At 39.9% G+C, this 23,598-nt stretch carries 14 protein-coding genes and 1 pseudogene; 11 read left to right on the forward strand and 4 right to left on the reverse strand.

Going from position 1 to position 23,598, the window contains the following annotated elements:
- Positions 1-9 precede the first annotated feature (9 nt).
- The 5 genes from glgB (at position 10) to BKL51_RS04965 (ending at position 9,819) form a co-directional block, all read left to right on the forward strand.
- On the forward strand, positions 10-2,199 hold the full coding sequence (gene glgB, locus BKL51_RS04945) for a 1,4-alpha-glucan branching protein GlgB (protein WP_077465629.1): 2,190 nt from the start codon (positions 10-12) through the stop codon (positions 2,197-2,199).
- 62 nt (positions 2,200-2,261) lie between these two features.
- Positions 2,262-4,256: a glycogen debranching protein GlgX gene (gene glgX, locus BKL51_RS04950; protein WP_077465630.1), complete on the forward strand. Its 1,995-nt coding sequence runs from the start codon at positions 2,262-2,264 to the stop codon at positions 4,254-4,256.
- An 18-nt stretch (positions 4,257-4,274) separates the two neighbouring features.
- Positions 4,275-5,570 carry a glucose-1-phosphate adenylyltransferase gene (gene glgC, locus BKL51_RS04955; protein WP_077465631.1) on the forward strand — a complete coding sequence of 432 codons (1,296 nt, stop codon included), beginning with the start codon at positions 4,275-4,277 and terminating at the stop codon, positions 5,568-5,570.
- 118 nt (positions 5,571-5,688) lie between these two features.
- Positions 5,689-7,116, forward strand: a complete 1,428-nt coding sequence (gene glgA, locus BKL51_RS04960; protein WP_077465632.1) for a glycogen synthase GlgA — start codon at positions 5,689-5,691, stop codon at positions 7,114-7,116.
- Between the two features lie 240 nt (positions 7,117-7,356).
- On the forward strand, positions 7,357-9,819 hold the full coding sequence (locus BKL51_RS04965) for a glycogen/starch/alpha-glucan phosphorylase (protein WP_077465633.1): 2,463 nt from the start codon (positions 7,357-7,359) through the stop codon (positions 9,817-9,819).
- A gap of 72 nt (positions 9,820-9,891) precedes the next feature.
- Here the strand turns inward: BKL51_RS04965 and BKL51_RS04970 are convergent, their stop codons facing one another.
- The 4 genes and pseudogenes from BKL51_RS04970 to gap all read right to left on the reverse strand — a co-directional run bounded on the left by BKL51_RS04970 (position 9,892) and on the right by gap (position 16,316).
- On the reverse strand, positions 9,892-11,694 hold the full coding sequence (locus tag BKL51_RS04970; RefSeq protein WP_077465634.1) for a long-chain fatty acid--CoA ligase: 1,803 nt from the start codon (positions 11,692-11,694) through the stop codon (positions 9,892-9,894).
- A gap of 292 nt (positions 11,695-11,986) precedes the next feature.
- Positions 11,987-12,250, reverse strand: a complete 264-nt coding sequence (locus BKL51_RS12060; RefSeq protein WP_369801907.1) for an HNH endonuclease — start codon at positions 12,248-12,250, stop codon at positions 11,987-11,989.
- Between the two features lie 216 nt (positions 12,251-12,466).
- Positions 12,467-13,714, reverse strand: a pseudogene (gene ltrA, locus BKL51_RS04975) (group II intron reverse transcriptase/maturase); the annotation flags it as partial.
- 1,582 nt (positions 13,715-15,296) lie between these two features.
- Positions 15,297-16,316 carry a type I glyceraldehyde-3-phosphate dehydrogenase gene (gap, locus tag BKL51_RS04980; RefSeq protein WP_077465635.1) on the reverse strand — a complete coding sequence of 340 codons (1,020 nt, stop codon included), beginning with the start codon at positions 16,314-16,316 and terminating at the stop codon, positions 15,297-15,299.
- 371 nt (positions 16,317-16,687) lie between these two features.
- On the opposite strand from gap, the gene BKL51_RS04985 reads away from it, so the two are divergent.
- The 6 genes from BKL51_RS04985 to murI all read left to right on the forward strand — a co-directional run bounded on the left by BKL51_RS04985 (position 16,688) and on the right by murI (position 23,524).
- Positions 16,688-17,434 (forward strand): transferrin-binding protein-like solute binding protein, encoded by a 747-nt coding sequence (locus BKL51_RS04985; protein ID WP_077465636.1) that lies wholly within the window; start codon positions 16,688-16,690, stop codon positions 17,432-17,434.
- A 20-nt stretch (positions 17,435-17,454) separates the two neighbouring features.
- Positions 17,455-18,093, forward strand: coding sequence for a guanylate kinase (gmk, locus tag BKL51_RS04990; RefSeq protein WP_077465637.1), 639 nt, complete (start codon positions 17,455-17,457; stop codon positions 18,091-18,093).
- 53 nt (positions 18,094-18,146) lie between these two features.
- Positions 18,147-18,413: a DNA-directed RNA polymerase subunit omega gene (gene rpoZ / locus BKL51_RS04995; RefSeq protein ID WP_077465638.1), complete on the forward strand. Its 267-nt coding sequence runs from the start codon at positions 18,147-18,149 to the stop codon at positions 18,411-18,413.
- Positions 18,414-18,487: 74 nt separating this feature from the next.
- Positions 18,488-20,599, forward strand: a complete 2,112-nt coding sequence (gene spoT, locus BKL51_RS05000) for a bifunctional GTP diphosphokinase/guanosine-3',5'-bis pyrophosphate 3'-pyrophosphohydrolase (RefSeq protein ID WP_077465639.1) — start codon at positions 18,488-18,490, stop codon at positions 20,597-20,599.
- A 6-nt stretch (positions 20,600-20,605) separates the two neighbouring features.
- On the forward strand, positions 20,606-22,687 hold the full coding sequence (gene recG / locus BKL51_RS05005) for an ATP-dependent DNA helicase RecG (RefSeq protein ID WP_077465640.1): 2,082 nt from the start codon (positions 20,606-20,608) through the stop codon (positions 22,685-22,687).
- Positions 22,688-22,714: 27 nt separating this feature from the next.
- Positions 22,715-23,524, forward strand: coding sequence for a glutamate racemase (gene murI, locus BKL51_RS05010; RefSeq protein ID WP_077465641.1), 810 nt, complete (start codon positions 22,715-22,717; stop codon positions 23,522-23,524).
- Positions 23,525-23,598: the final 74 nt, after the last annotated feature.

Below are 23,598 nucleotides of genomic sequence, written 5' to 3' on the forward strand. Positions count from 1 at the left end.
GAGGCAGCTATGACAACTGCGATTACCCATACCATAATTAATAGCTTCTTTGAGGCAACCAACGGCGATCCCTTTGCGACACTGGGAATGCATAAAACGGAAAACGGTATTGAAGTTCGAGCTTTGTTACCGGATGCCAATCGCGTGCTAGTGATAGATCGTGACTCCGGTGAATCGGTTGCTGAATTGGAACAACTAGACGATCGCGGTTTTTTTGCCGCCGTGATTTTGAATCGTGAGCAATTTTTTGCCTATCAATTACAAGTTTTTTGGGGAAATGAAGCTCAGATTATTGAAGATCCGTATCGGTTTCCTCCAATAACTGATGACTTAGAGCAATGGTTACTGTCAGAAGGTTCTATGTTACGACCTTATGAAGTTTTGGGGGCGCATTTTATAGCGTGCGATGGGGTGAGCGGGGTGAATTTCCGATTATGGGCACCGAATGCAAGACGGGTTTCCTTAGTCGGCGATTTCAACTACTGGGACGGTCGCCGACATCCGATGCGGTTTCATCCAGGGAGCGGTATATGGGAACTGTTTTTGCCAAAAGCCAGTCTTGGGCAGCTTTACAAATTTGAATTAATTGATTGTTATGGCAATCTTCGTTTGAAAGCCGATCCTTATGCTTTTAGTTCACAGCTCCGCCCTGATACGGCTTCTCAAATCGGTGTTTTACCGAATGTGATCGACATGACGGATACCCGTGCTAAGGCAAATCAAGCAAATCAACCGATTTCTATTTATGAAGTACATTTAGGATCATGGCGGCGTAATATTGAAAATAATTTTTGGTTGGACTATGACCAAATTGCTGACGAACTCATTCCCTATGTGAAAGATATGGGCTTTACCCATATTGAATTTTTACCGCTTTCTGAATTTCCTTATGACGGTTCTTGGGGCTATCAACCTCTCGGACTTTATTCGCCAACCAGCCGTTTCGGTACGGCGGAAGGTTTTCGCCGCTTGGTGAAACAGGCTCATGAAGCCGGTATTAATGTGATTTTAGATTGGGTACCGGGGCATTTCCCAAGTGATACTCACGGACTGGTGGCTTTTGACGGCACGGCGTTGTATGAATACGCAGATCCGCGCGAAGGTTACCATCAAGATTGGAATACTCTGATTTATAACTACGGTCGTAATGAAGTTCGTAATTTCCTTTCAAGTAATGCACTTTATTGGTTGGAGCGTTTTGGGGTGGATGGTATTCGTGTTGATGCGGTCGCCTCAATGATTTATCGAGATTATAGCCGTACCGAGGGAGAATGGATTCCCAACCAATACGGCAGGCGTGAAAACCTCGAGGCGATTGAATTTTTAAAACATACTAACTGGAAAATTCACAATGAAATGAAGGGAGCAATTTCTATTGCGGAAGAATCCACTTCATTTACAGGTGTAACTCACCCCAGTGAAAACGGCGGTTTAGGCTTTAATTTCAAATGGAATATGGGCTGGATGAATGACACGCTTTCTTATATGAAACTTGATCCGGTTTATCGCCAATATCATCACGATAAAATGACCTTTGGGATGGTGTATCAATATAGTGAAAATTTTGTGTTGCCGCTTTCGCATGATGAAGTGGTGCATGGAAAATGCTCTTTACTTGACAAAATGCCGGGTGATACATGGCAAAAATTTGCCAATTTACGTGCTTATTATGGGTATATGTGGGGCTATCCGGGTAAAAAATTGCTCTTCATGGGAAATGAATTTGCACAGGGGAGAGAATGGAATTACGAAGAAAGTCTGGATTGGTTCTTACTTAATGAAAATATTGGCGGTGGTTGGCATAAAGGTGTGTTGAAATTAGTCAAAGATCTGAATCATATTTACCAAAAAAACTCACCGCTGTTTGAACTTGATAATTCTCCGGAAGGATTTGATTGGTTGGTGGTGAACGACGCGGAAAATTCCGTTTTCGCTTTTGAACGCCGAAGCAGTAATGGCGAGCGGATTATTGTCATCAGTAATTTTACCCCCGTTCCTCGCCATAATTATCGTATAGGCGTGAATATGGCAGGTAAATATGAAGAAATTTTGAATACCGATTCAATGTATTATCAGGGGGCTAATTTGGGTAATTTTGGCAGTGTTCAAAGTGAACCGATCGAAAGCCACGGAAGGGAAAATTCGTTCTCTGTTTCCATTCCTCCGTTAGCAACGATTTATTTGAAATATTTGGGATAGTTTATTTTTTATCTTCGCCGATTAGCTGGGCGAAAACTTATTTAGGAATTGATGGTAAGGCGATGTTCGAGGTTTTTGATTTAGGTGAACCCACTCCGTTTGGCTGTTCGAGAAAAGTCGAAAATGGCGTGAAATTAACTAATTTTAGCCTGTTTTCGGCTGTGGCGAGTAAAGTGGAACTCTGTTTATTTGATGGTGAAATTGAAACCCGTTTCACTATGGCTTGTACCGATAATGTTTGGCATTTGGCGGTTAGCGGTGTACGAAACGGCACGCAATACGGTTTTCGTATTCACGGTCCGTATGCCAACCCGCAAAAATTAATGCTCGATCCTTACGCTAAAGCGGTAAGTCATAAGCCTGATTTAAGTTGCTCGGAAAAACGGCAATGGTTTTTGCTCAGTGATCATCGCGACAACGCCCATATTGCCCCAAGAGCGGTCATTTTTGAAGAAGATTTTGACTGGAACGGTGACCGAAAACCTCATATTCCTTGGGGGGAGGCCATCGTATATGAATTGCATGTTAAGGGTTTTAGCCGATTAAACGAGAAGCTCCCTACAATGTTACGGGGGACTTACGCCGGTTTGGCACATCCGATTAACCTTGCGTATTTAAAAGAATTAGGTGTGACGACAATAGAATTATTACCTGTTAATTTTCACCTAAATGAACCGCACTTACAGGCCCGAGGTTTGCAAAATTATTGGGGATATAATCCCCTTGCTATATTTGCTGTTGAGCCTAAATATGCGGCAACGGATCAGCCGCTGACTGAATTTAAGTCAATGGTGAAAGCTTTTCATCAAGCAGGCATCGAAGTGGTTTTAGACGTTGTATTCAATCACTCCGCAGAATCGGAACAACATTTTCCCACATTTTGTCAGCGTGGAATTGATGATCAAACTTACTATTGGCGCAACGATAACGGGCATTACATTAACTGGACGGGATGCGGCAATATGCTTAATTTATCCTCTGAGGTCGGGCGAAAATGGGTGGTGGATTGCCTACGTTATTGGGCGGAAGAATGTCATATTGACGGCTTTCGGTTTGATTTGGCGACTGTGCTTGGGCGGGATAAACCTGATTTTAATTTCTCGGCCCAACTTTTTGTCGACATAGCCAACGAACCGAGCCTACACAATATTAAATTGATCGCAGAGCCTTGGGACATCGGGCATTACGGTTATCAGGCGGGTCATTTCCCCGATTATTTTGCCGAATGGAATGATCGTTTCCGTGATGATATTTGTCGTTTTTGGTTGTGGAAAAGCGGCGAAATCGGGGGATTTGCTGAGCGCTTTGCAGGATCGAGCGATTTGTTTAAGAAAGAAGGTCGTTTACCGCATTGTTCAGTTAATTTTATCACTGCCCATGACGGTTTCACGTTGCGGGATTTAGTCAGTTATAACGAAAAACACAATGAAGCGAACGGCGAAGAAAATCGGGACGGGCGTACCGAAAATTACAGTTATAACCATGGCGTAGAAGGGCAAACCGTTACTCTTTGCGAATCACAAAAAAATGCGATAGAAAACGACCGCACTTGCGCTCAAACGGCATTGTTGATGACTTTATTGCTCGCTAACGGAACGCCAATGTTGTTGGCAGGCGATGAGTTTGGTAATACGCAGTACGGTAATAATAATGCTTACTGCCAAGACAACGAAATTGCTTGGTTGAAATGGGAAAACTTTAATAAGAATTTATTTGAAGTTGTGAAGCAAACGATTGCACTTCGTAAACAAATTCGGAGTTTGCAAAAAGATGTTTGGTGGTCAAATGATAATGTCAGCTGGTTGAATGTATGGGGAACACCTATGCAGCAAGAGGATTGGCATAACTTTGGAGTTAAAGCGTTACAAATTTTATTGGACGAAAAATGGCTCTTTTTAATTAATGCGAAAGCAGAATCTCAGACTTTCATATTGCCTAATAGTGCTGTAAGCCAATGGAAAGCCTTTGTGGAAACAACAAACTTAACATTTATCCAGTCACAGGAAGTAACGGTAAGCAGTATGGCATTTTGTTTGTTGTATAGAGTGGATAACTAAAAACAAACGGAGTTTATAATGAAAAGCCCTGACAAAAACGCCCTTGTAAAAGACACTTTGGTTCTTATTTTAGCCGGTGGACGTGGGTCACGTCTTCATGAACTAACCGATAAACGAGCTAAGCCTGCACTCTATTTTGGAGGTAATCGTCGTATTATTGATTTTGCCCTGTCAAACTGTATTAATTCCGGCTTAAATCGTATTGGTGTTGTGACACAATATGCGGCACATTCCTTATTACGCCATTTACAAACCGGTTGGTCGTTTTTACCACAGGAACGCGGCGAATTTGTAGATATGCTTCCCGCCCGTCAACAAATTGATGATACCACTTGGTATCGCGGTACGGCAGATGCGGTTTATCAAAATATGGCGATTATTCGTGATCACTATTGTCCGAAATATATTTTAATTTTGGCGGGTGATCATATCTATAAGCAAGATTATAGTGTGATGTTGATGGACCATGTAACCAGTGGTGCAAAATGTACTGTAGGTTGTATTGAAGTCCCGCGTTCGGAAGCTCATGAATTTGGTGTGATGGCGGTAAACGAAAACTTAAAAGTGAAGGCGTTTGTTGAAAAACCGAAAGATCCGCCTGCGATGGTTGGCAAGCCCGATATATCTCTTGCTTCAATGGGAATTTATGTCTTTGATGCGGATTATCTTTATAAAATGCTTGAGTGTGAGGTACATAAGCCGCAAACCAGCCATGATTTCGGCAAAGATATATTACCGAGATGTTTAACGGAAGAAACGCTTTATGCTCACCCGTTCAGCCGTTCCTGTATGGGACGTAATACGGAAGGGGAAATCTATTGGCGCGATGTAGGAACATTGGATAGTTTTTGGCAATCTAATATCGATTTAGTATCGGAAAACCCACAATTGGATATTTATGATCAAAGTTGGCCGATTCGTGGTAATCCGGTACAAGCATATCCTTCAAAATTTTTCTATAAAAATGCGAATATTCGTCCGGTTGATAATTCTTTAATTGGCGGCGGTTGTGTGATTACGGATGCTTCTATTAATTATTCCGTGCTTTTTGATCGTATCAAAATTGAAGAAGGTTCCCGCATTGATCATTGTGTTATCTTACCGGAAGTGGAAATCGGTAAAAATTGTTCTTTGAAAAATTGTATTGTTGATCGTCATTGTAAAATTCCTGACGGTATGCGAATCGGTTTTGATATCGAAGAAGATAGAAAACATTTCCGAGTAAGCTCTACAGGCAAAGTCATTTTAGTTACTCATAGTATGCTACAAAGATTGAAAGGAGAAGAAGTTGCTTCGGAAGAGCATTTAGACTAATAAAATAAACTGAAAAGTGCGGTTGAAATCGACCGCACTTTGTTAATTAAATTTCTCCTGATTTCGTTTAAGTAATAGAAGTTGGGAGAGTTGTTTATAGTGAAAAATAGGATATCTAATGAAAGTATTACATGTTTGCTCGGAACTCTATCCCCTATTAAAGACAGGGGGACTTGCCGATGTTATCGGAGCGTTGCCTTTTGCTCAACAACAAATAGGGATAGATACAAGGATTTTATTGCCGGCCTATCCGGCCATTTATCGGGGGATTGGAGAAACTCATATTGTTGCCGAGTTTGATAATTTCGCGGGGCATGTGATATTACGCTATGGCGAACACAAGGGGGTAGGGATTTATTTAATTGATGCGCCACATTTATATGATCGTGAGGGCAATCCTTATCACGATATAAATTACAATGACTATGCGGATAACTATAAACGTTTTGCTTTATTAGGTTGGGTGGGGGCAGAATTGTCCACCGGGCTTGATTCATGGTGGCGTGCGGAAATTGTACATGCGCATGACTGGCATGCCGGACTTACAGCAGCATATTTGTTTAATAAAGGAAAACCGGCAAAATCGGTATTTACTATTCATAATTTGGCTTATCAAGGACTATTTCATTACCGCCACTTATACGAAATTGGGCTGCCGGAAGGAATGTTCCACATAAATGGTCTGGAATTATTTGGTCAAATATCTTATCTAAAAGCCGGTTTATATTACTCTGATGTGGTGACCGCCGTTAGTCCGACTTATGCTCAAGAAATTACTACGGAAGAATTTGCTTATGGTTTGCAAGGTTTGTTAAGCGGATTACATGATCAGGGTCGATTGGTCGGTATTTTAAATGGCGTGGATGAAAAAATTTGGCATCCGAGCTGTGATGAGTATATCCGGTATCACTACAAACAAAAATCTATGGCGGGGAAAAAGAAAAATAAATCGGCGCTTCAGTCTTACTTCAATTTACCGGTAAGCGATGCGTTACTTTTTGTTATGGTTACCCGTTTAACAGAGCAAAAAGGCGTTGATTTGTTAGTTGAGAGTGCGGACGACATTGTTAAGCAAGGCGGGCAACTCGCCATTCTCGGCTCAGGTTCCGCCCATTTGGAAGAGGCTATTCGCCAGCTTTCTGCCGCTTACCCTCAAAATATTGCAGTAAAAATCGGATATGACGAAGCGCTTTCCCATTTGATGATCGCTGGCGGAGATGTGATTTTAGTGCCAAGCCGTTTTGAGCCTTGCGGCTTAACCCAACTTTACGGCTTGCAATATGGGACGTTACCGCTGGTAAGAAAAACAGGAGGACTAGCCGATACCGTTGTAAACAGCACATCGGAAAACATCAAAAAGCATACAGCAACAGGCTTTGTTTTCGACCATGCGAATCCGGAGGAACTTCGTTGTTGCTTACAAGAAGCTTTTGCTCTCTGGCAAGAACCTCGTATATGGGCAATGATTCAACACAATGCAATGGAACAAGATTTTAGTTGGCGTAAAGTTGCCAAAGAATATGTTGGCTTATATCAGCGCTTATAATGGTGATTAAAAAACATCCAAATAAATATAAAATTTGGTTGTTTTTTAACTAATAAAGGCTAAAATTTACACGTTTTTTTGTGGTTAGATACTTGATAGTTAATCCAAAGGGATGTTTGGAATAGGCTGTATTATTTTTGAATTTAGCGTTTTGTTAAAATGCCTACTTGATTCACGATGGAATTTTATATTGTTTAGCTATCTCTCCTGTTTCTCATTTTTTAATAGAGGTTTATTACCATGATAATGGATAATTTTGATTCTCCATTTCTTTATGATCGTCCTAAATTGGATGTTCCGGAACTAAAAAAATCCATCGTTTATAAATTAATTTTTTCTATCGGCCGGTCGCCGCGGGAAGCAAGTAAACGGGATTGGTTAAATGCAACCTTATATGCGGTACGGGATCTTGTTACTGAAGGTTGGATTACTGCTGCGCGTCAAGCTCGTACTGAAGGTGCGCGGCGTGTTCATTATCTTTCAATGGAGTTTTTAATCGGACGAACACTCTCTAATGCACTGATTGCAGAAGAAGTCTATGATTTAACGAAAGAAGCGTTAAGTGAGCTAAATGTTGATTTAGAAGAAATTATTGCAAAAGAGGTTGATCCGGGTTTGGGAAATGGCGGCTTAGGGCGTTTGGCTGCGTGCTTTATGGATTCTATCGCTACGCTTGGTTTGCCGGGAATGGGATATGGGATTCGTTATGAATACGGTATGTTCCGTCAAAAAATCGAAAACGGTCAGCAAGTAGAGCGTCCTGACGCTTGGTTGGAAAAAGGGGCTCCGTGGGAGTTTGTACGTTTGTCCAAGCGTTTTCATGTTGCTTTTGGCGGTAACATCTATTTTGAAGGTGGAAAATGTATATGGAATCCGCAGGAAAAAGTAACCGCACTTGCTTATGATCAAATGATCCCAGGTTATAAAAATGACTCGGCGGCAACTTTACGTTTGTGGTCGGCTCATGGCGGTGAAATGTTTAATCTTGCGGAATTTAATCGTGGGGAACACTTGGCAGCGGTAGAGGCCCGAGCTTCCAGCCGAAATTTATCACGGGTTCTTTATCCTGATGATTCCACATGGAACGGACGGGAATTGCGTTTACGTCAGGAATATTTTTTGGTGTCGGCATCCTTACAAGACATTATTCGACGTCATAAGCGTGTTCACAATAGCCTTGAAAATTTAGCTGATAAAGTAGCGATTCACTTGAACGATACTCATCCTGCCTTAGCGATTCCGGAATTAATGCGGATGTTAGTAGATGAGGAAGGCTTTGAGTGGGAAAAAGCATGGGATATGACACGCCGTATTTTCTCTTATACTTGTCATACACTAATGTCGGAAGCGCTAGAAACTTGGCCTGTTGAGATGATGGCAAAAGTCTTGCCGCGTCATTTACAAATGATTTTTGACATTAATGATCATTTCTTAGAGTACGTGCGGACTTACATCACAACGGATAATGAGTTTATTCGTCGCGTGTCACTTATTGAAGAAGGTTATCAACGAAAAGTACGCATGGGATGGTTATCAGTAGTCGGTTCACACAAAGTTAACGGTGTGGCGGCAATCCATTCCGATTTGATGGTGAAATCTACTTTTGCTGATTTTGCACGTATTTATCCGGAACGTTTTACCAATGTGACGAACGGTATCACGCCTCGCCGTTGGTTGGCTGTGGCAAACCCTCAATTAGCCGCATTATTTGATCAATATATCGGTCAGGAATGGCGTTGTGATTTAAGCCAAATCAAAAAATTAGAAACCGTGGCGCATGAAAAGGCTTTTAAAGAAACGATTGCAGATATTAAATATGCCAATAAAGTTAAACTTGCCGATTATGTGAAACGGGAACTCGGTATTGAATTGAACCCTAAAGCTCTATTTGATGTACAAGTAAAACGTATTCACGAATACAAACGCCAAATATTGAATGTGTTACATATCATCGCCCGTTACAATACGATGATCGCTAACCCTGAAAAAAATTGGCAACCGCGCGTATTTATCTTAGCGGGTAAAGCAGCCTCGGCTTACTACGCGGCAAAACAGACGATTCATCTTATTAATGATGTAGCAAAAATCATCAATAATGATGAGCGCTTACAAGGGCGTTTAAAAGTGGTGTTTATTCCGAATTATAGCGTGAGTTTGGCACAACTTATTATTCCTGCAGCGGATATTTCCGAACAGATTTCCCTTGCCGGTACGGAGGCTTCGGGAACCAGTAATATGAAATTCGCTCTCAACGGTGCATTAACACTCGGAACCTTAGATGGTGCCAATGTGGAAATTTTGGATAATGTCGGCGAAGATCATATTTTTATTTTTGGTAATAAGGTAGCACAAGTAGAGCAGCTCCGTCGTGATGGTTATCATCCGTTTGACTATTATCAAAATGATGTGGAATTACGCACGGTGGTTGATCAGATTATTGCAGGGGTATTTTCACCGGAGGAGCCGCAACGCTATTTACCCCTATTACAGGGATTGCAATATTATGATTACTACCAAGTTTTTGCCGATTTTCGCAGTTATGTGGAGGCACAAAAAGTGGTGGATGAAAAATACAAATATCGCGACCAATGGATTGACAGTACTATCCAAAATATCATTAATATGGGATTTTTCTCATCAGATCGGACTATTTTGGAATATGCAAAAAATATCTGGAAAATTGAACCGCTAAAAACCGACTAGATAAAAAATCCCCACAAGGGGATTTTTTTAGTTACATAAAAGTGCGGTTAAAATTGACCGCACTTTTCTTGTTTATGTCTCATTATTTTGCTTATACATCGCCTCAATTTGGTTGCTATAACGCTCCATAATGACCTTACGTTTTAATTTCAAAGTTGGTGTAATTTCCCCCAATTTGATACTGAAGGCTTGAGAAAGTAAGGTGAATTTTTTGACCTGTTCAAAATGAGCCAACTCTTTTTGTACCGCATTAATACGTTGTTCAAACATCTTCAAAATTTCAGAATTTTTAATCAATTCCATCCGATCATGATATTTGATATTCAGTTGTTTTGCGTATTCCTCCAAACTATCAAAACACGGCACAATGAGGGCGGAAACATATTTTTTGGCATCTGCAATGATAGCAATTTGTTCGATGAATTTATCTTTGCCGATTTTACTTTCAATATATTGTGGTGCGATGTATTTACCGTTAGAGGTTTTCATTAATTCTTTAATACGATCGGTAATAAAAAGGTTGCCCTCCGTATCAAATTTGCCTGCATCGCCGGTTTTTAGAAAGCCTTCTTCTGTGAAAGCTTGAGCGGTTTCTTCCGGTTTTTTGTAGTAACCCTTCATTACCATGCCGCCACGTACCAGAATTTCGTTATCTGCACCGATTTTGACTTCTGCTTTAGGCATTAAAGTACCGATAGAATTAGGATTGAATTGATTATCCTGCCAACATGAAACCGTTGCAGTGGTTTCTGTCATACCGTAACCAAGCTTAACGTTAATACCAATACTATGAAAAAACAGCCCGATAGCCGGTTCTAATTTGGCACCGCCGCAAGGCATCATTTTAATTCTTCCGCCTAATAGACGGCGAAGTTTGGATAAGACAAGTTTATCTGCGAGTGCATATTGTTTTTTTAGCAGAAAAGGAATCGGTTTTTTTTCTGTCATCAATGTAAAATGTTTTTGTCCGATAGCGATTGCCCAGTGAAAAAGAAGCTGACGAAATTTAGGTGCTTTTTGTACTTTATCCAATACGGCAGCGTAAATTTTTTCGTAAAAACGCGGTACTGCACACATTAGCGTCGGACGAATCTCGGCTAAAACCGACCGCACTTGATTTGTGTCTTCCAAATAACAAAGTATTGCGCCGCGATGAAGAATATAAGCCGCCCATGCCCGCTCGAAAATATGAGAGAAAGGCAAGAACGAGAGGGAAATATCTTGCTGTGTAACATTAAGCGTAAGATCATGCGTTTCCAATTGATGGGCAAGATTTGAGTAATCCAACATAACGCCCTTTGGTTCGCCTGTTGTCCCTGAGGTATAGATAATGGTGAATAAGTCGTCCATCCGCTTATTATGCAAACGTTGATTTAATTCGACTTGGTGATCCGTTGTTCCAAGCTCAATAAATTGTTCCCATAAACAAGAGAGAGTGTCGGATTGGAGTTTGATGGTAGGTTTCATCGCCACAATTTTTTGTAATTGGGGACAGTGCGGGGCAATTTCTAAGGCGTGATCATATTGTTCTTGATCGCCTACGAATAAAATTTTGACATCACCGTGGTTTAGTACAAATTCTGCCTGTTGGGCAGTATTGGTTGCATAAATAGGTACTGTAACAGCACGAATTTGTAATGCGGCAATGTCGGCAATCGTCCAACGTGGCATATTATGGGCAAAAATTGCAATTTTATCTTGTATTTGGATACCGCAAGCAAGTAATGCGAGAGAAAGTTGATTTAGCTGATTTTGGAGTGCGACCCAAGTAATGTCTTTCCAAATACCATTTTCTTTATGACGAAGGGCGGTTGTATTTCCCAGTTTTTTTACTTGTTGTTCAATGCGATGAATAAAATGAAGATCGAGATTCATATTAACCTTATTTAGTTTAATGCTAATTGAGCTAACAGCTGTGCGCTAATATAAGGGGAAATGAAAATAAAAGCCAGATAAATCTTTAATATTTTTGATGATTTTGAGTGAACTTTTGTGCAATTTGTGAGGAGATTCACAATATAATTGAAGATAAAAAAACCGCTCCGAAGAGCGGTTAATCTGTGAGCTATTTTGAATCGGGTAGCCAAGTTGTATTACTACCACTCAGCCCCCTAAGAACTGTACAAGCAAATTTCTCTGCATACAGCTCAAGCCTTTCTATTAACTGCTATGCAGTCGGTTTCACAACGTTCAAATTCAGGCGATGAATTTGTTGGTGACACTCAGGATGTACTAAACATCTGTTATTTAGTGAATCTGTTCCACCATACATTTTGTAAATTATATGATGATCGTGCCAGCCGCTTTCTTTCGTTATTGACGTATTACACAATGCACATTTTCCTTTCTGCTTTTTGTAAAGAGCTTGCCATTGCTGTCTGTGTGATTGTTCATCATACATTCTGGCTTGAGCAAGGTTTTCTCCATACATTTCCCATTCAGGTAAAAATGGTTTGTATTGTGATTTTATCTTTCTGTGTCGCTTAATTTTCACATATCCACAGTAGAGTAAATCTATTGGGATTTGTTCTCCTTTATTGCTGTTGGTGACTGTGCCGAAAATCCAATTCCGAGTTGCATTTGAATAAAAGTATTTCTCTTTAATCCAAATTTTTCCTTTGTTTGGATGTCTTCGTCTGCACCAACGCCATAAGGCTTTCCAAATTAAACTATCCATTCGGTTAAATATCACTTTAGCCACAACGTGTTTATGATAGTTTGTCCAACCTCTTATCATTGGATTTAATACTTTTATTAGGTCATCTTGTTTCGCCATTTTCATTTTTGAAATTGATTGTTTTACCTTGTCATAAAATGCTTTTGCATTTTTCTTACTTGGTTTAATAATCAATTTTTTATCAAAACGTTTAACAGTCCAGCCTAAAAAGTCAAATCCGTGTTCGATATGCACTACCTTGGTTTTACTTTCCGATAAGGAAAGTCCTCTTTCTGCAAGAAAGTTTTTCACCATAGGGATAACTTGTTCTTCCAGTAATTCTTTTGATATACCTGAAATAATAAAGTCATCTGCATACCTAACGAGGTATGTCCGATGTTTTGCTATTTTAAGACTATTCTTTGCACCAAAGTGCTTGATTAGCTCTTTTTCTAACCCATCTAACGCCATATTTGCCAACGTTGGAGAGATAATACCACCTTGCGTTGTCCCCTCCGTTGTTGGTTTTAGTTGACCGAACTCAACAACACCTGATTTTAACCATTTCTTGAGTATTCGCTTATTCATTGGAATATGCTTGAGTAGCCAGTCGTGGTTAATAAAATCAAAACAACCATGTATATCTGCATCCAGTACCCATTCTGCCATTTGACGAGATTGGTTTCCTTTTGTTGAAAATATACTATGTATATGTGATATAGCATCTGCCGTTGAACGGTTTAATCTAAATCCATACGAATTATTGTCTGCTGTTGTCTCTGCTATGGGTTGCAATGCTAGTAAATACAACATTTGCATTGCTCTATCTTTCATCGTGGGTATGCCTAATGGACGTTTCTTCCCATTTGACTTTGGAATGAAAACTCGTCTTAATGGTTTAGGTTGATACCCTTTACTTGATAGATCTTGTATAGCAATCCATTTGGATTCAGGTGTATCCCAAATCCGTTTATCAATACCAGCGGTTCGTTTGCCTGTATTTTCCGTCACCCGTCGTACTGCTAATGCTTTTGCTTAAAACGAGTGGGTAAGCATTCGTTGTAAGTTTTTAACCTTACGCCAATTGCTTTCCTGTGTTGCCTTCGCAATCCGCACCTGCATTCCTTTCACATATCGGTTTGCTTTATACCAATTGATATAATGCCATTGCGATATATGTGAGGTCGCTGGAGCTAGACTGCTTACTAATTTCTTAGTATGATGAGTTTGCTCTTTCATACTTACCTCCGTTGAGAGATAAGTTTTCTTGGTAAATTAATAGTTCCTCTTTCTGTTTGGACACTTCAAGAGTTGCTATGATTACCAATAAACTTACACTCTTGAATCACTAAGGATAAAGAGTGCGTGCGTTGGTTTTATTTGATTGGTTTTCAATCTGCAAACCAACGCTCGCTTTTATCCCGTCAAACTTTAAAGGAATTTGTCAGACATCTTGCGATGAAAGACCGGTTAGAAGTCTGCACCCTTTCGGGTTAGGTCATATTTCATACCCTATTTGCACCATTACAGTACAACCTTCGCTTTCTCTAACTTCTTTTACCTACACCACCAACAGCATTGCTTACGCGTTGCCTGCCATTTTTCAGGCGGAGATATAGGCTTACCAAGTTCCATTATTACTACATGGATAGGGAAGATATAGTCTTTTTTCCCGACAGTGTTTATGATGACGTATCCCAAGGCTAAAATGAGATAACCCACTGCATACCTTTTGGTTCAAGCCGATAGCGACCGTAGGCTTGTTCTACATAACGAGAATTACGACTATTCACTTACGTTTATCTTTCTATCCAACCTAGTCCCTCAACCCAATGGTCGTTTCGAGTCTCTTATTAATACTTCACAGTATTAATAACCTTATCGGGGGTACATTGTCAGGAAGCTCCGTACAAAATCGTTGCCAATTATGCACTATCCCTAGGTTACTGTTAGTCATATAACAGGTTACACTCATTTATTTCTTCGCAACTGCATATATCAACGTTGAAACAAATTGTAACAATAGCAATAACAGCTTACTCATACTTAACTAAGTTGTTACCTAATACAGCAATAAATAAGCCCTTGCTGGTTTGCTTTAAAACTTACTTTATCCATTAAACAAATGTTTAATAGTACTTTGTTTACGTTTAATCCTCTAATAGGAAATAACTAACCTTTAACAAATAAAAGCTCATTTGTTAGTAATGATTATTTCAATGAAAGGGGATTTTGGTAAATTTAGACCGAGAAGTAGCCGTGCTGTTCCGCAAGCCATTCACGGGCAACTATTACTTTCAAGTTGCTGAGGGTGTTTCTTAATAAAAGAATATCCCGAAGTACAGTAAATAAAGATAAGTGTAAAGGTGGCAACCAAATAGAAGAAATTCCACTTTCTTATACTCGAACCGTCTCAGATTGCTACGGTATCTTTCGGACTTTATTTATAGTAGGGTTGAATAATCATTCTTTATGGACGATATGACGTTTTGGATTTGACCCAAGTCACTCTATAAATAGGCGACTAACGGTAGTCCTATCTTTCGATAACGGATCTTGCTTGCTTACTCCTCTTAATATTTATCTAAATATTAAGTACATAAAAGTGAAGACCATACCTTATTACCGCATAAAGTTGGAGATATTCTTACCAACTTAGAACTAGATCTTGAGCAACGCTCCTTTTCTAGTCTGCTACCCAAACTCTTCCCGAGAAGATCTGAATAGTCAAGAGAAAGCTACATTACATAGCTTTCTCTTAATTGAGTTAAATCCTTGATATATAAGGACTTAACCCCAGTAAGCACGACACTTGTCGCACTTAGCCTTTGTAGTTGTAAACGTGTGCTACTAAGTCTAATACTTTGTTTGAATAGCCGGTTTCGTTGTCGTACCAAGATACAAGTTTAACGAAAGAATCGGTTAATGCGATACCTGCATCAGCGTCAAATACAGAAGTTAATGGACAGCCGTTGAAGTCGGTAGAAACTACTGCGTCTTCGGTGTAGCCTAAAACATCTTTTAATTCGCCGTTGAAAGTTTTACCTTCTGCAGCATCTTTGATAGCTTGTTTGATTTGTTCGTAAGTCGCCGGTTTTTCTAAATTAACGGTTAAGTCAACTACAGAAACGTTTGGCGTTGGAACACGGAAAGCCATACCGGTTAATTTACCGTTTAATGCCGGTAACACTTTACCTACTGCTTTAGCCGCACCGGTAGAAGAAGGAATAATGTTTTGTGCCGCACCACGACCGCCGCGCCAATCTTTTGCAGAAGGACCGTCAACAGTTTTTTGGGTGGCAGTGGTTGCGTGAACGGTTGTCATTAAACCGTCTTTAATACCAAAAGTTTCGTGAATAACGCGTGCTAAAGGCGCTAAACAGTTTGTTGTACAAGAAGCGTTGGAAACAATGTCTTGACCTGCGTATGCATTGAAGTTTACACCGCGAACGAACATTGGAGTGGCATCTTTAGACGGACCGGTTAAAACGACTTTTTTCGCACCGGCAGTGATGTGTTTACGTGCTGTTTCATCGGTTAAGAATAAACCTGTTGCTTCAACCGCGATATCAACACCGATAGCACCCCAGTTTAAGTTTGCTGGATCACGTTCTGAGGTCACACGAATCGCTTTACCGTTAACCACTAAGTTACCGTCTTTAACTTCAACAGTACCATCAAAACGACCATGAGTTGAATCGTATTTTAACATGTAAGCCATGTATTCAACATCAATTAGGTCGTTGATACCGACAACTTCAATGTCATCGCGTTGTTGCGCTGCACGGAATACGATACGACCGATACGACCAAAGCCATTGATACCAATTTTAATTGCCATAAGATTTTACCTTCTTAGTTAAGTTAAACAAACCGTTATGTTTAAGAAACAAAAATATTTCTTAAAAACTTTTGGCGGATTATAGCACGAGCATTTAGATAAAACTAGAAATACGATTTTTTTGTGATCTGCATCAAAATTTCGAAATGAAAACTATCACTTTTAGCGATTTTTGAGCGAATGGCGTGTTTACTTTATATTTCAATAATATTATATTAATCGGTTCAGTAAAACACGTTTCACTTAAGGAAGGTAGTGTTTATTTGACACACTTTTTTTGAAGAATTTAATGAAGAATGAACCTCATGTGAGGTTTAGCTTAGCTGGTCTATTTAAATTTCATTTGATTAAAAATACAAGGAGAATACAAAATGAAAATTTTGTTAAAATGCAGTTTATCCGCGATTTGTTTAGCGTTAGTAGTTGGTTGCTCCGGTTCGGGCGATCACAGTGATGCACAGCCACAACCACAACCACAACCACAACCACAGCCACAGCCACAACCGGAATCGCCACTACCTGAAGTTCCTCAATTATCTAAAAATGTTGTTGGTTTTTATGATAACTATTTTGAGAGTAACGGAATAAAAGAAACCGGTGATAATATGATGGGGCTGACAACTTTGGTCATTGATGGTCAGCCGCTTGATTTAGTAGTCGATAGCGAGGTTATTAAATCTATAGAATATTCACGTTATGGTCGTCTTAAATCACCTACTAGTAGTAATGATAGGGTTCTTTTCTCACAAGGACATGATGTAACTGTGCTACCAACCGGAAAGGCAACATATGAAGGTAGTTTTTTGGGTCTTCAAGGGGCTGGTGAGGATACATCCGGAATTGCCCATTTTGATGTGGATTTTGCAAATAAGAAAATAGATGGCCGTTTTGCAAGGAATCTTAATGGTAGAAATACTCCTTATTTTCGTTTTTCTGCCCCTATCGCAGGCAATAAATTCGAGGGAAAAGGGACTGCGGAGGAGTATTCTGCAGGTTCAAATTTGGATATAAAAGGGCGTTTTTATGGTCCGAAAGCTGAGGAACTAGGTGGCATTTATGAATCTGATGCGACCATGGGGGCGTTTGGTGCGAGTCAAATTAACAAACAAGACAGATAGTCCTAGAATTAGAGGTTTTTATGTCGCAGGGCAATTTGTACGTTGTATCCGCTCCTAGTGGAGCGGGTAAATCTTCGTTAATTTCAGCATTATTGGAGAGTAATTCTTCCACGCAAAAAATGGTTTCCGTTTCGCATACGACCCGGGCACCACGCCCGGGTGAAATTGACGGCGTACATTATTATTTTGTTTCTAAAGAAGAATTTGAATCCTTGATCAAACAAGATTTATTTTTGGAATATGCTACGGTGTTTGGTGGAAATTATTATGGTACATCATTGTCGGCAATTCAGGAAAATCTGGCAAAAGGAATTGATGTTTTTTTGGATATTGATTGGCAGGGTGCGCAACAAATTCGTAAAAAAGTGGCAAATGTAAAAAGTATCTTTATTCTTCCCCCGTCATTACCGGAGTTAGAGCGTCGTTTGATTGGTCGTGGTCAAGATAGCGAAGCGGTAATTATGGAACGTATGGCAAAAGCAAAGAATGAAATTTCTCACTATGATGAGTACGATTACGTCATTATCAACGATAATTTTGAGCAAGCATTAGCAGATTTACAGAGTATCTTACGTGCGGAACGTTTAACAAAAAATTATCAACAAACAGAAAATGCCAGCTTAATTTATCAGCTACTAGATAAAAATCATAAGATTTAGTATGATGGCCCTCTTTTATACCCTTATTTATAGATGAACCGGAGTAATCGAATATGGCACGTGTTACAGTACAGGATGCGGTAGAAAAAATTGGTAACCGCTTTGATTTAATTTTAACCGCGGCACGCCGCGCAAGACAGTTACAGTTACACCAGCGTGATCCTTTAGTACCGGAGGATAATGATAAACCGACCGTTATCGCATTGCGTGAGATAGAAAAAGGATTAATCTCTAATGAGATTATGGATGCCCAGGAACATCAGGCAGTTGCAGCCGTTCAGCATATAGAAGAAGCAGCGGTAGCGTTAATTTCCGAATAATTTTAAAAGTGCGGTTGATTGCAACCGCAGTTTCATTTCAACCATTCATTTAGTCCGAAAATGTCAGGTGTCCTTTGGAATTGTTTGCAGATTTAGAACGAATCATTCAAGGGTATTTACCCGAAGATAAAATCGAATTAGTCAGACGTGCATTTGTTGTTGCGAAAGATGCGCACGAGGGACAATTTCGTTCAAGCGGCGAGCCTTATATTACCCATCCGGTAGCTGTTGCTTCTATCATTGCAAAGATGAATCTTGATCATGAAGCAGTGATGGCGGCTTTGTTGCACGATGTTATAGAGGACACAGCTTATACGGAAGAAAATCTTAAAGAAGAATTTAGCTCAAGTGTTGCAGATATAGTTGATGGGGTATCAAAACTTGATAAGTTAAAATTCCGTACCCGCCAAGAGGCTCAGGTGGAAAATTTTCGCAAAATGATTTTGGCGATGACCCGTGATATTCGAGTAGTATTGATTAAACTTGCAGACCGTACTCATAATATGCGCACATTGGGGGCTCTGCGCCCTGATAAACGCTGTCGCATTGCTAAAGAAACTCTTGAGATTTATTGCCCGCTTGCACATCGCTTAGGCATTGAGCATATCAAAAATGAATTAGAGGATTTGTCCTTTGAAGCGATGTACCTGCATCGCTATAAAGTGTTGAAAAAATTAGTGGAAGTTGCGCGAAATAATCGTCAAGACCTTATTAAACGTATTTCTAATGAAATTAAAGAGCGGTTAGAAAATACGGGAATTTTTGCACGGGTATGGGGACGAGAAAAACATCTCTATGAAATTTATCAAAAAATGCGTGCAAAAGATCAAGAATTTCACTCTATTATGGATATTTATACATTCCGCGTTATTGTGAAAAATATTGATGATTGTTATCGCGTTTTGGGTCAAATGCACAATCTATATAAACCCCGTCCGGGGCGCGTAAAAGATTATATTGCCGTACCGAAAGCAAATGGCTACCAGTCTTTACAAACCTCTATGATTGGTCCGCATGGCGTACCGGTCGAAGTACACATCCACACCGAGGATATGGAGCAAGTGGCGGAAATGGGGGTGACTGCATACTGGGTACATAAAGAAAGTGGTAAAAATGATAGCACAACCGCTCAAATTCGTGCTCAACGCTGGTTACAAAATTTGGTTGAAATTCAACAAAGTGTAGGAAATTCTTTTGAGTTTATCGAAAATGTTAAATCCGAATTTTTCCCGAAAGAAATTTTTGTTTTTACGCCAAAAGGACGTATTGTCGAATTACCACAAGGGGCGACAGCAGTAGATTTTGCTTATGCAGTACATTCCGATATCGGGAATACTTGTGTCGGTGTAACGGTTGAACATAAACCTTATCCCTTATCAAAAGCGTTAGAATCCGGTCAAACGGTGAATATTATCACTGACCCTAATGCGAATCCTAAAGCCTCTTGGTTGAATTTTGTGGTAACTGCCCGTGCAAAAACCCGCATACGTCACTATTTAAAACAACGCTGTGAAGATGATGCGGTGAAACTTGGTGAAAGAGAATTAAATGCAGCGTTGCAACCGCATTGTTTGGCGGATCTTTCTATACAACAAATTCAAGCAGTTTTGGATGAGAGAAAACTTTCTTCACTTGATGGATTGTTGCGTGAAATTGGTTTAGGTAATCAACTCGCCTCTGTTATTGCCCATCAATTAGTGGGAGAAGCGATAGAAATTGATGTGGATGGTAATACGGAAAATCATTCAAATACTTTAACCATTGCGCCGACTTTAATGGCCAACATACAATTTGCCAAATGTTGCCACCCGATTCCGGCCGATCCGATTATGGGATGCAGTACACCGAATAGTGGACTCGTTATTCATCATCAACAATGTGCAAACCTTAAAAACGCCCGCCAGTTAGTCAAAGCTAAATGGGAGAACGTGCAAAGTGCGGTCAATTTTGATGCTGAATTACAAATTGAAATCTTGAATGAGAAGAGCGCTTTACCAAATTTAATGACAGCGATAGCCGCAAGCGAAAGCAGCATTCAAAATATTTGGACGGAAGGATTGGAAAATAATTTGTTGCTCGTAATTTTACAAATTAGTGTGAAAGACACAAAACACCTCGCTAATATTTTATATCGTATTAAGAGAATTACCAGCGTGGTAAATGCAAATCGTAATATTAATGCCTAATAAATTATGGGATTTTCTCTTCTTGACGCTGTCCCTCTTACCACGCTTTCAGGCGTAGGGGCGGCGGTCTCTAATAAACTCGCTAGAATCGGTATTAATAATTTACAAGATCTGCTTTTTCATTTGCCGATTCGTTATGAGGATCGTACTCGTATCACACCGATTACCAATTTACGAGCTGAGCAATATTTTACGATTGAAGGGATTGTGCAAAGCTGTGAGGTTACTTTTGCCCGCCGTCCGATTTTGTCTGTCAGCCTATCTGATGGTACCTCAAAAATTATGTTACGTTTTTTCAATTTTAATGCGGGAATGCGTAACAGTTTTCAAATCGGTGTGCGTGTTAAGGCTTTTGGTGAAGTAAAACGCGGGCGCTATATGCCGGAAATTTATCATCCGGAGTATCAAATTATCCGTGACAATACACCGATTGTATTGGAGGAAATGCTTACGCCTATTTATTCCACCACGGAAGGGCTAAAACAAAACACATTACGAAAGCTGGTGGATCAAGCTTTAAATTTACTGGATAAAGTGCAAATTGCGGAGATTTTACCTAGTGAATTTAATCCGCACCAATTCAGCTTAAAAGAAGCATTGCATTTATTGCATCGCCCGCCACCGGATATTCCCTTAGAAATATTGGAAAAAGGGCTGCATCCCGCTCAACAACGATTAATTTTTGAAGAATTGCTCGCACATAATCTCGCTATGCAAAAAGTGCGGTTAGGAACACAACAGTTTTCTGCTTTGCCTTTAGAATATCAAACAGATTTAAAACAACGGTTTCTTACGAGTTTGCCTTTTCAACCAACTAATGCCCAAATGCGGGTAATTGCCGATATCGAACAAGATTTAACAAAAGATTATCCTATGATGCGTTTAGTGCAAGGGGATGTAGGCTCAGGAAAGACATTGGTGGCAGCATTGGCTGCACTGATTGCAATTGATAACGGTAAACAAGTGGCTTTGATGGCACCGACAGAAATTTTAGCCGAGCAACATGCCAATAATTTTCGCCATTGGTTTGAGCCCTTTGGTATCAATGTAGGCTGGTTAGCGGGCAAAGTGAAAGGTAAGGCACGTCAAGCCGAGCTGGAAAAAATTAAAACTGGTGCAGTGCAAATGGTGGTGGGGACACACGCGCTGTTCCAAGAAGAGGTCGGATTTGCGGATCTTGCTTTGGTTATTATTGATGAACAACATCGTTTTGGCGTACATCAACGTTTGATGTTACGTGAAAAAGGTGAAAAAACGGGATTTTACCCTCATCAATTAATTATGACGGCAACCCCGATACCAAGAACGTTGGCAATGACAGTGTATGCGGATCTAGACACCTCTATTATTGATGAATTACCGCCGGGACGTACGCCAATTACAACGGTAGTGGTTTCTGAGGATCGCCGTGACGAAATAGTCGAGCGGGTGAAGAAAGTGTGTTTAACGGAAAAGCGCCAGGCTTACTGGGTATGTACTTTGATTGATGAATCGGAAGTATTGGAGGCACAAGCCGCAGAAGCTGTCTGGGAAGATTTAACCAAGGCCTTACCGATGTTGAGAGTCGGTTTGGTACATGGAAGAATGAAACCGCAAGAAAAGCAAGAAGTTATGTCGCAATTTAAAAATGCTCGATTGGATTTATTAGTAGCAACGACGGTGATTGAAGTTGGTGTAGATGTACCGAATGCAAGTTTAATGATTATTGAAAATGCCGAACGTTTGGGGTTATCGCAACTTCATCAATTACGTGGTCGTGTAGGGCGAGGAAGTACTGCATCTTTTTGTGTATTGATATATAAGCCGCCATTGGGAAAAGTTTCACAAAAACGTTTGAAGGTGTTACGGGATAGCCAAGATGGTTTTGTCATTTCTGAAAAAGATTTGGAAATTCGTGGTCCCGGTGAAGTGTTAGGCACAAAGCAAACAGGAATTGCAGAGTTTAAAGTAGCAAATTTAATGCGTGATCGTAAAATGATTCCAACGGTGCAATATTATGCCAAACAACTAATCAGACAATATCCTGATGTTGCAGAGAGTTTAATTCAACGCTGGTTAAAAAATAAAGAAATTTACTCGAATGCTTAAAGTGCGGTTGAGAAAGGAAGAGTTTTTATGGATATAAAAAAAGAACGCCCGACAATCCTCTTTTGTGATTCAGGAATGGGCGGGTTTAGTGTATATCGTGAAACAAAAAAATTGTTACCTGGTTGGCACTATCTTTATTGTTTTGATAATGCCGGTTTTCCCTATTCGGAACGCGGTGAAGAAAGCATTGTTCAACGAATGTTAGCTATATGTCGGCAGATTAATGCTATGCACCCCTTAGATGCGATTGTAATTGCTTGTAATACGGCGAGTACAGTCGTATTGCCTGTTTTACGGGAAAACTTTTCTATCCCCGTTATCGGTACAGTGCCGGCAATTAAACCGGCGGCAGAGATTTCAAACACAAAACATATTGGTTTGTTGGCAACGAAAGGGACGGTAAAGCGTCATTATGTAGATGAACTGATCAATAAATTCGCGGTAGATTGCCAAGTGGAACGGCTAGGTTCGACAAAATTAGTCGAAATTGCCGAACAAAAAATTCGTGGGCATTCCGTGGATATGACCGTGTTAAAAGATGAATTGTTACCTTGGGTTAATATAATGGACTTAGACACGTTGATTCTTGGGTGTACGCATTTCCCTTTAATTAAGGATGAAATTCAGTTTTGCTTACCGCAAGTGAAACACTTTATGGACTCGGGGGAAGCAATTGCAAAACGAGTTCAATCTTTATTGAGCGAAATAGAGATAAAAAGTAAAAGTAAAAAATATAATCAAATATTTTGTACCCAACATTTTGATGAAGAGTTGAAGTTAAAACAAATATTAAATTTATGGGGATTTGAGTCCATAGATGTTATAAAAATCAACTAAAAACTTGTTTTTTTGTATGATTTTTCAGCGTTCTAAATTTTTTTAAATTTTTTTGCAAAAACCGCTTGCATTCG

Origin of the sequence: Rodentibacter sp. Ppn85, from assembly GCF_001999335.1 — a bacterium.
GTDB lineage: Bacteria > Pseudomonadota > Gammaproteobacteria > Enterobacterales > Pasteurellaceae > Rodentibacter.

Bases quoted from the DNA above. Each gene is read 5' to 3' on its own strand.
- glgC (WP_077465631.1), top strand. From the start codon at position 4,275: ATGAAAAGCCCTGACAAAAACGCCCTTGTAAAAGACACTTTGGTTCTT.
- rpoZ (WP_077465638.1), top strand. From the start codon at position 18,147: ATGGCACGTGTTACAGTACAGGATGCGGTAGAAAAAATTGGTAACCGC.
- glgX (WP_077465630.1), top strand. From the start codon at position 2,262: ATGTTCGAGGTTTTTGATTTAGGTGAACCCACTCCGTTTGGCTGTTCG.
- gap (WP_077465635.1), bottom strand. From the start codon at position 16,316: ATGGCAATTAAAATTGGTATCAATGGCTTTGGTCGTATCGGTCGTATC.
- glgB (WP_077465629.1), top strand. From the start codon at position 10: ATGACAACTGCGATTACCCATACCATAATTAATAGCTTCTTTGAGGCA.
- recG (WP_077465640.1), top strand. From the start codon at position 20,606: ATGGGATTTTCTCTTCTTGACGCTGTCCCTCTTACCACGCTTTCAGGC.
- gmk (WP_077465637.1), top strand. From the start codon at position 17,455: ATGTCGCAGGGCAATTTGTACGTTGTATCCGCTCCTAGTGGAGCGGGT.
- glgA (WP_077465632.1), top strand. From the start codon at position 5,689: ATGAAAGTATTACATGTTTGCTCGGAACTCTATCCCCTATTAAAGACA.
- murI (WP_077465641.1), top strand. From the start codon at position 22,715: ATGGATATAAAAAAAGAACGCCCGACAATCCTCTTTTGTGATTCAGGA.
- BKL51_RS04970 (WP_077465634.1), bottom strand. From the start codon at position 11,694: ATGAATCTCGATCTTCATTTTATTCATCGCATTGAACAACAAGTAAAA.
- BKL51_RS04965 (WP_077465633.1), top strand. From the start codon at position 7,357: ATGATAATGGATAATTTTGATTCTCCATTTCTTTATGATCGTCCTAAA.
- BKL51_RS04985 (WP_077465636.1), top strand. From the start codon at position 16,688: ATGAAAATTTTGTTAAAATGCAGTTTATCCGCGATTTGTTTAGCGTTA.
- BKL51_RS12060 (WP_369801907.1), bottom strand. From the start codon at position 12,250: ATGTATGGAGAAAACCTTGCTCAAGCCAGAATGTATGATGAACAATCA.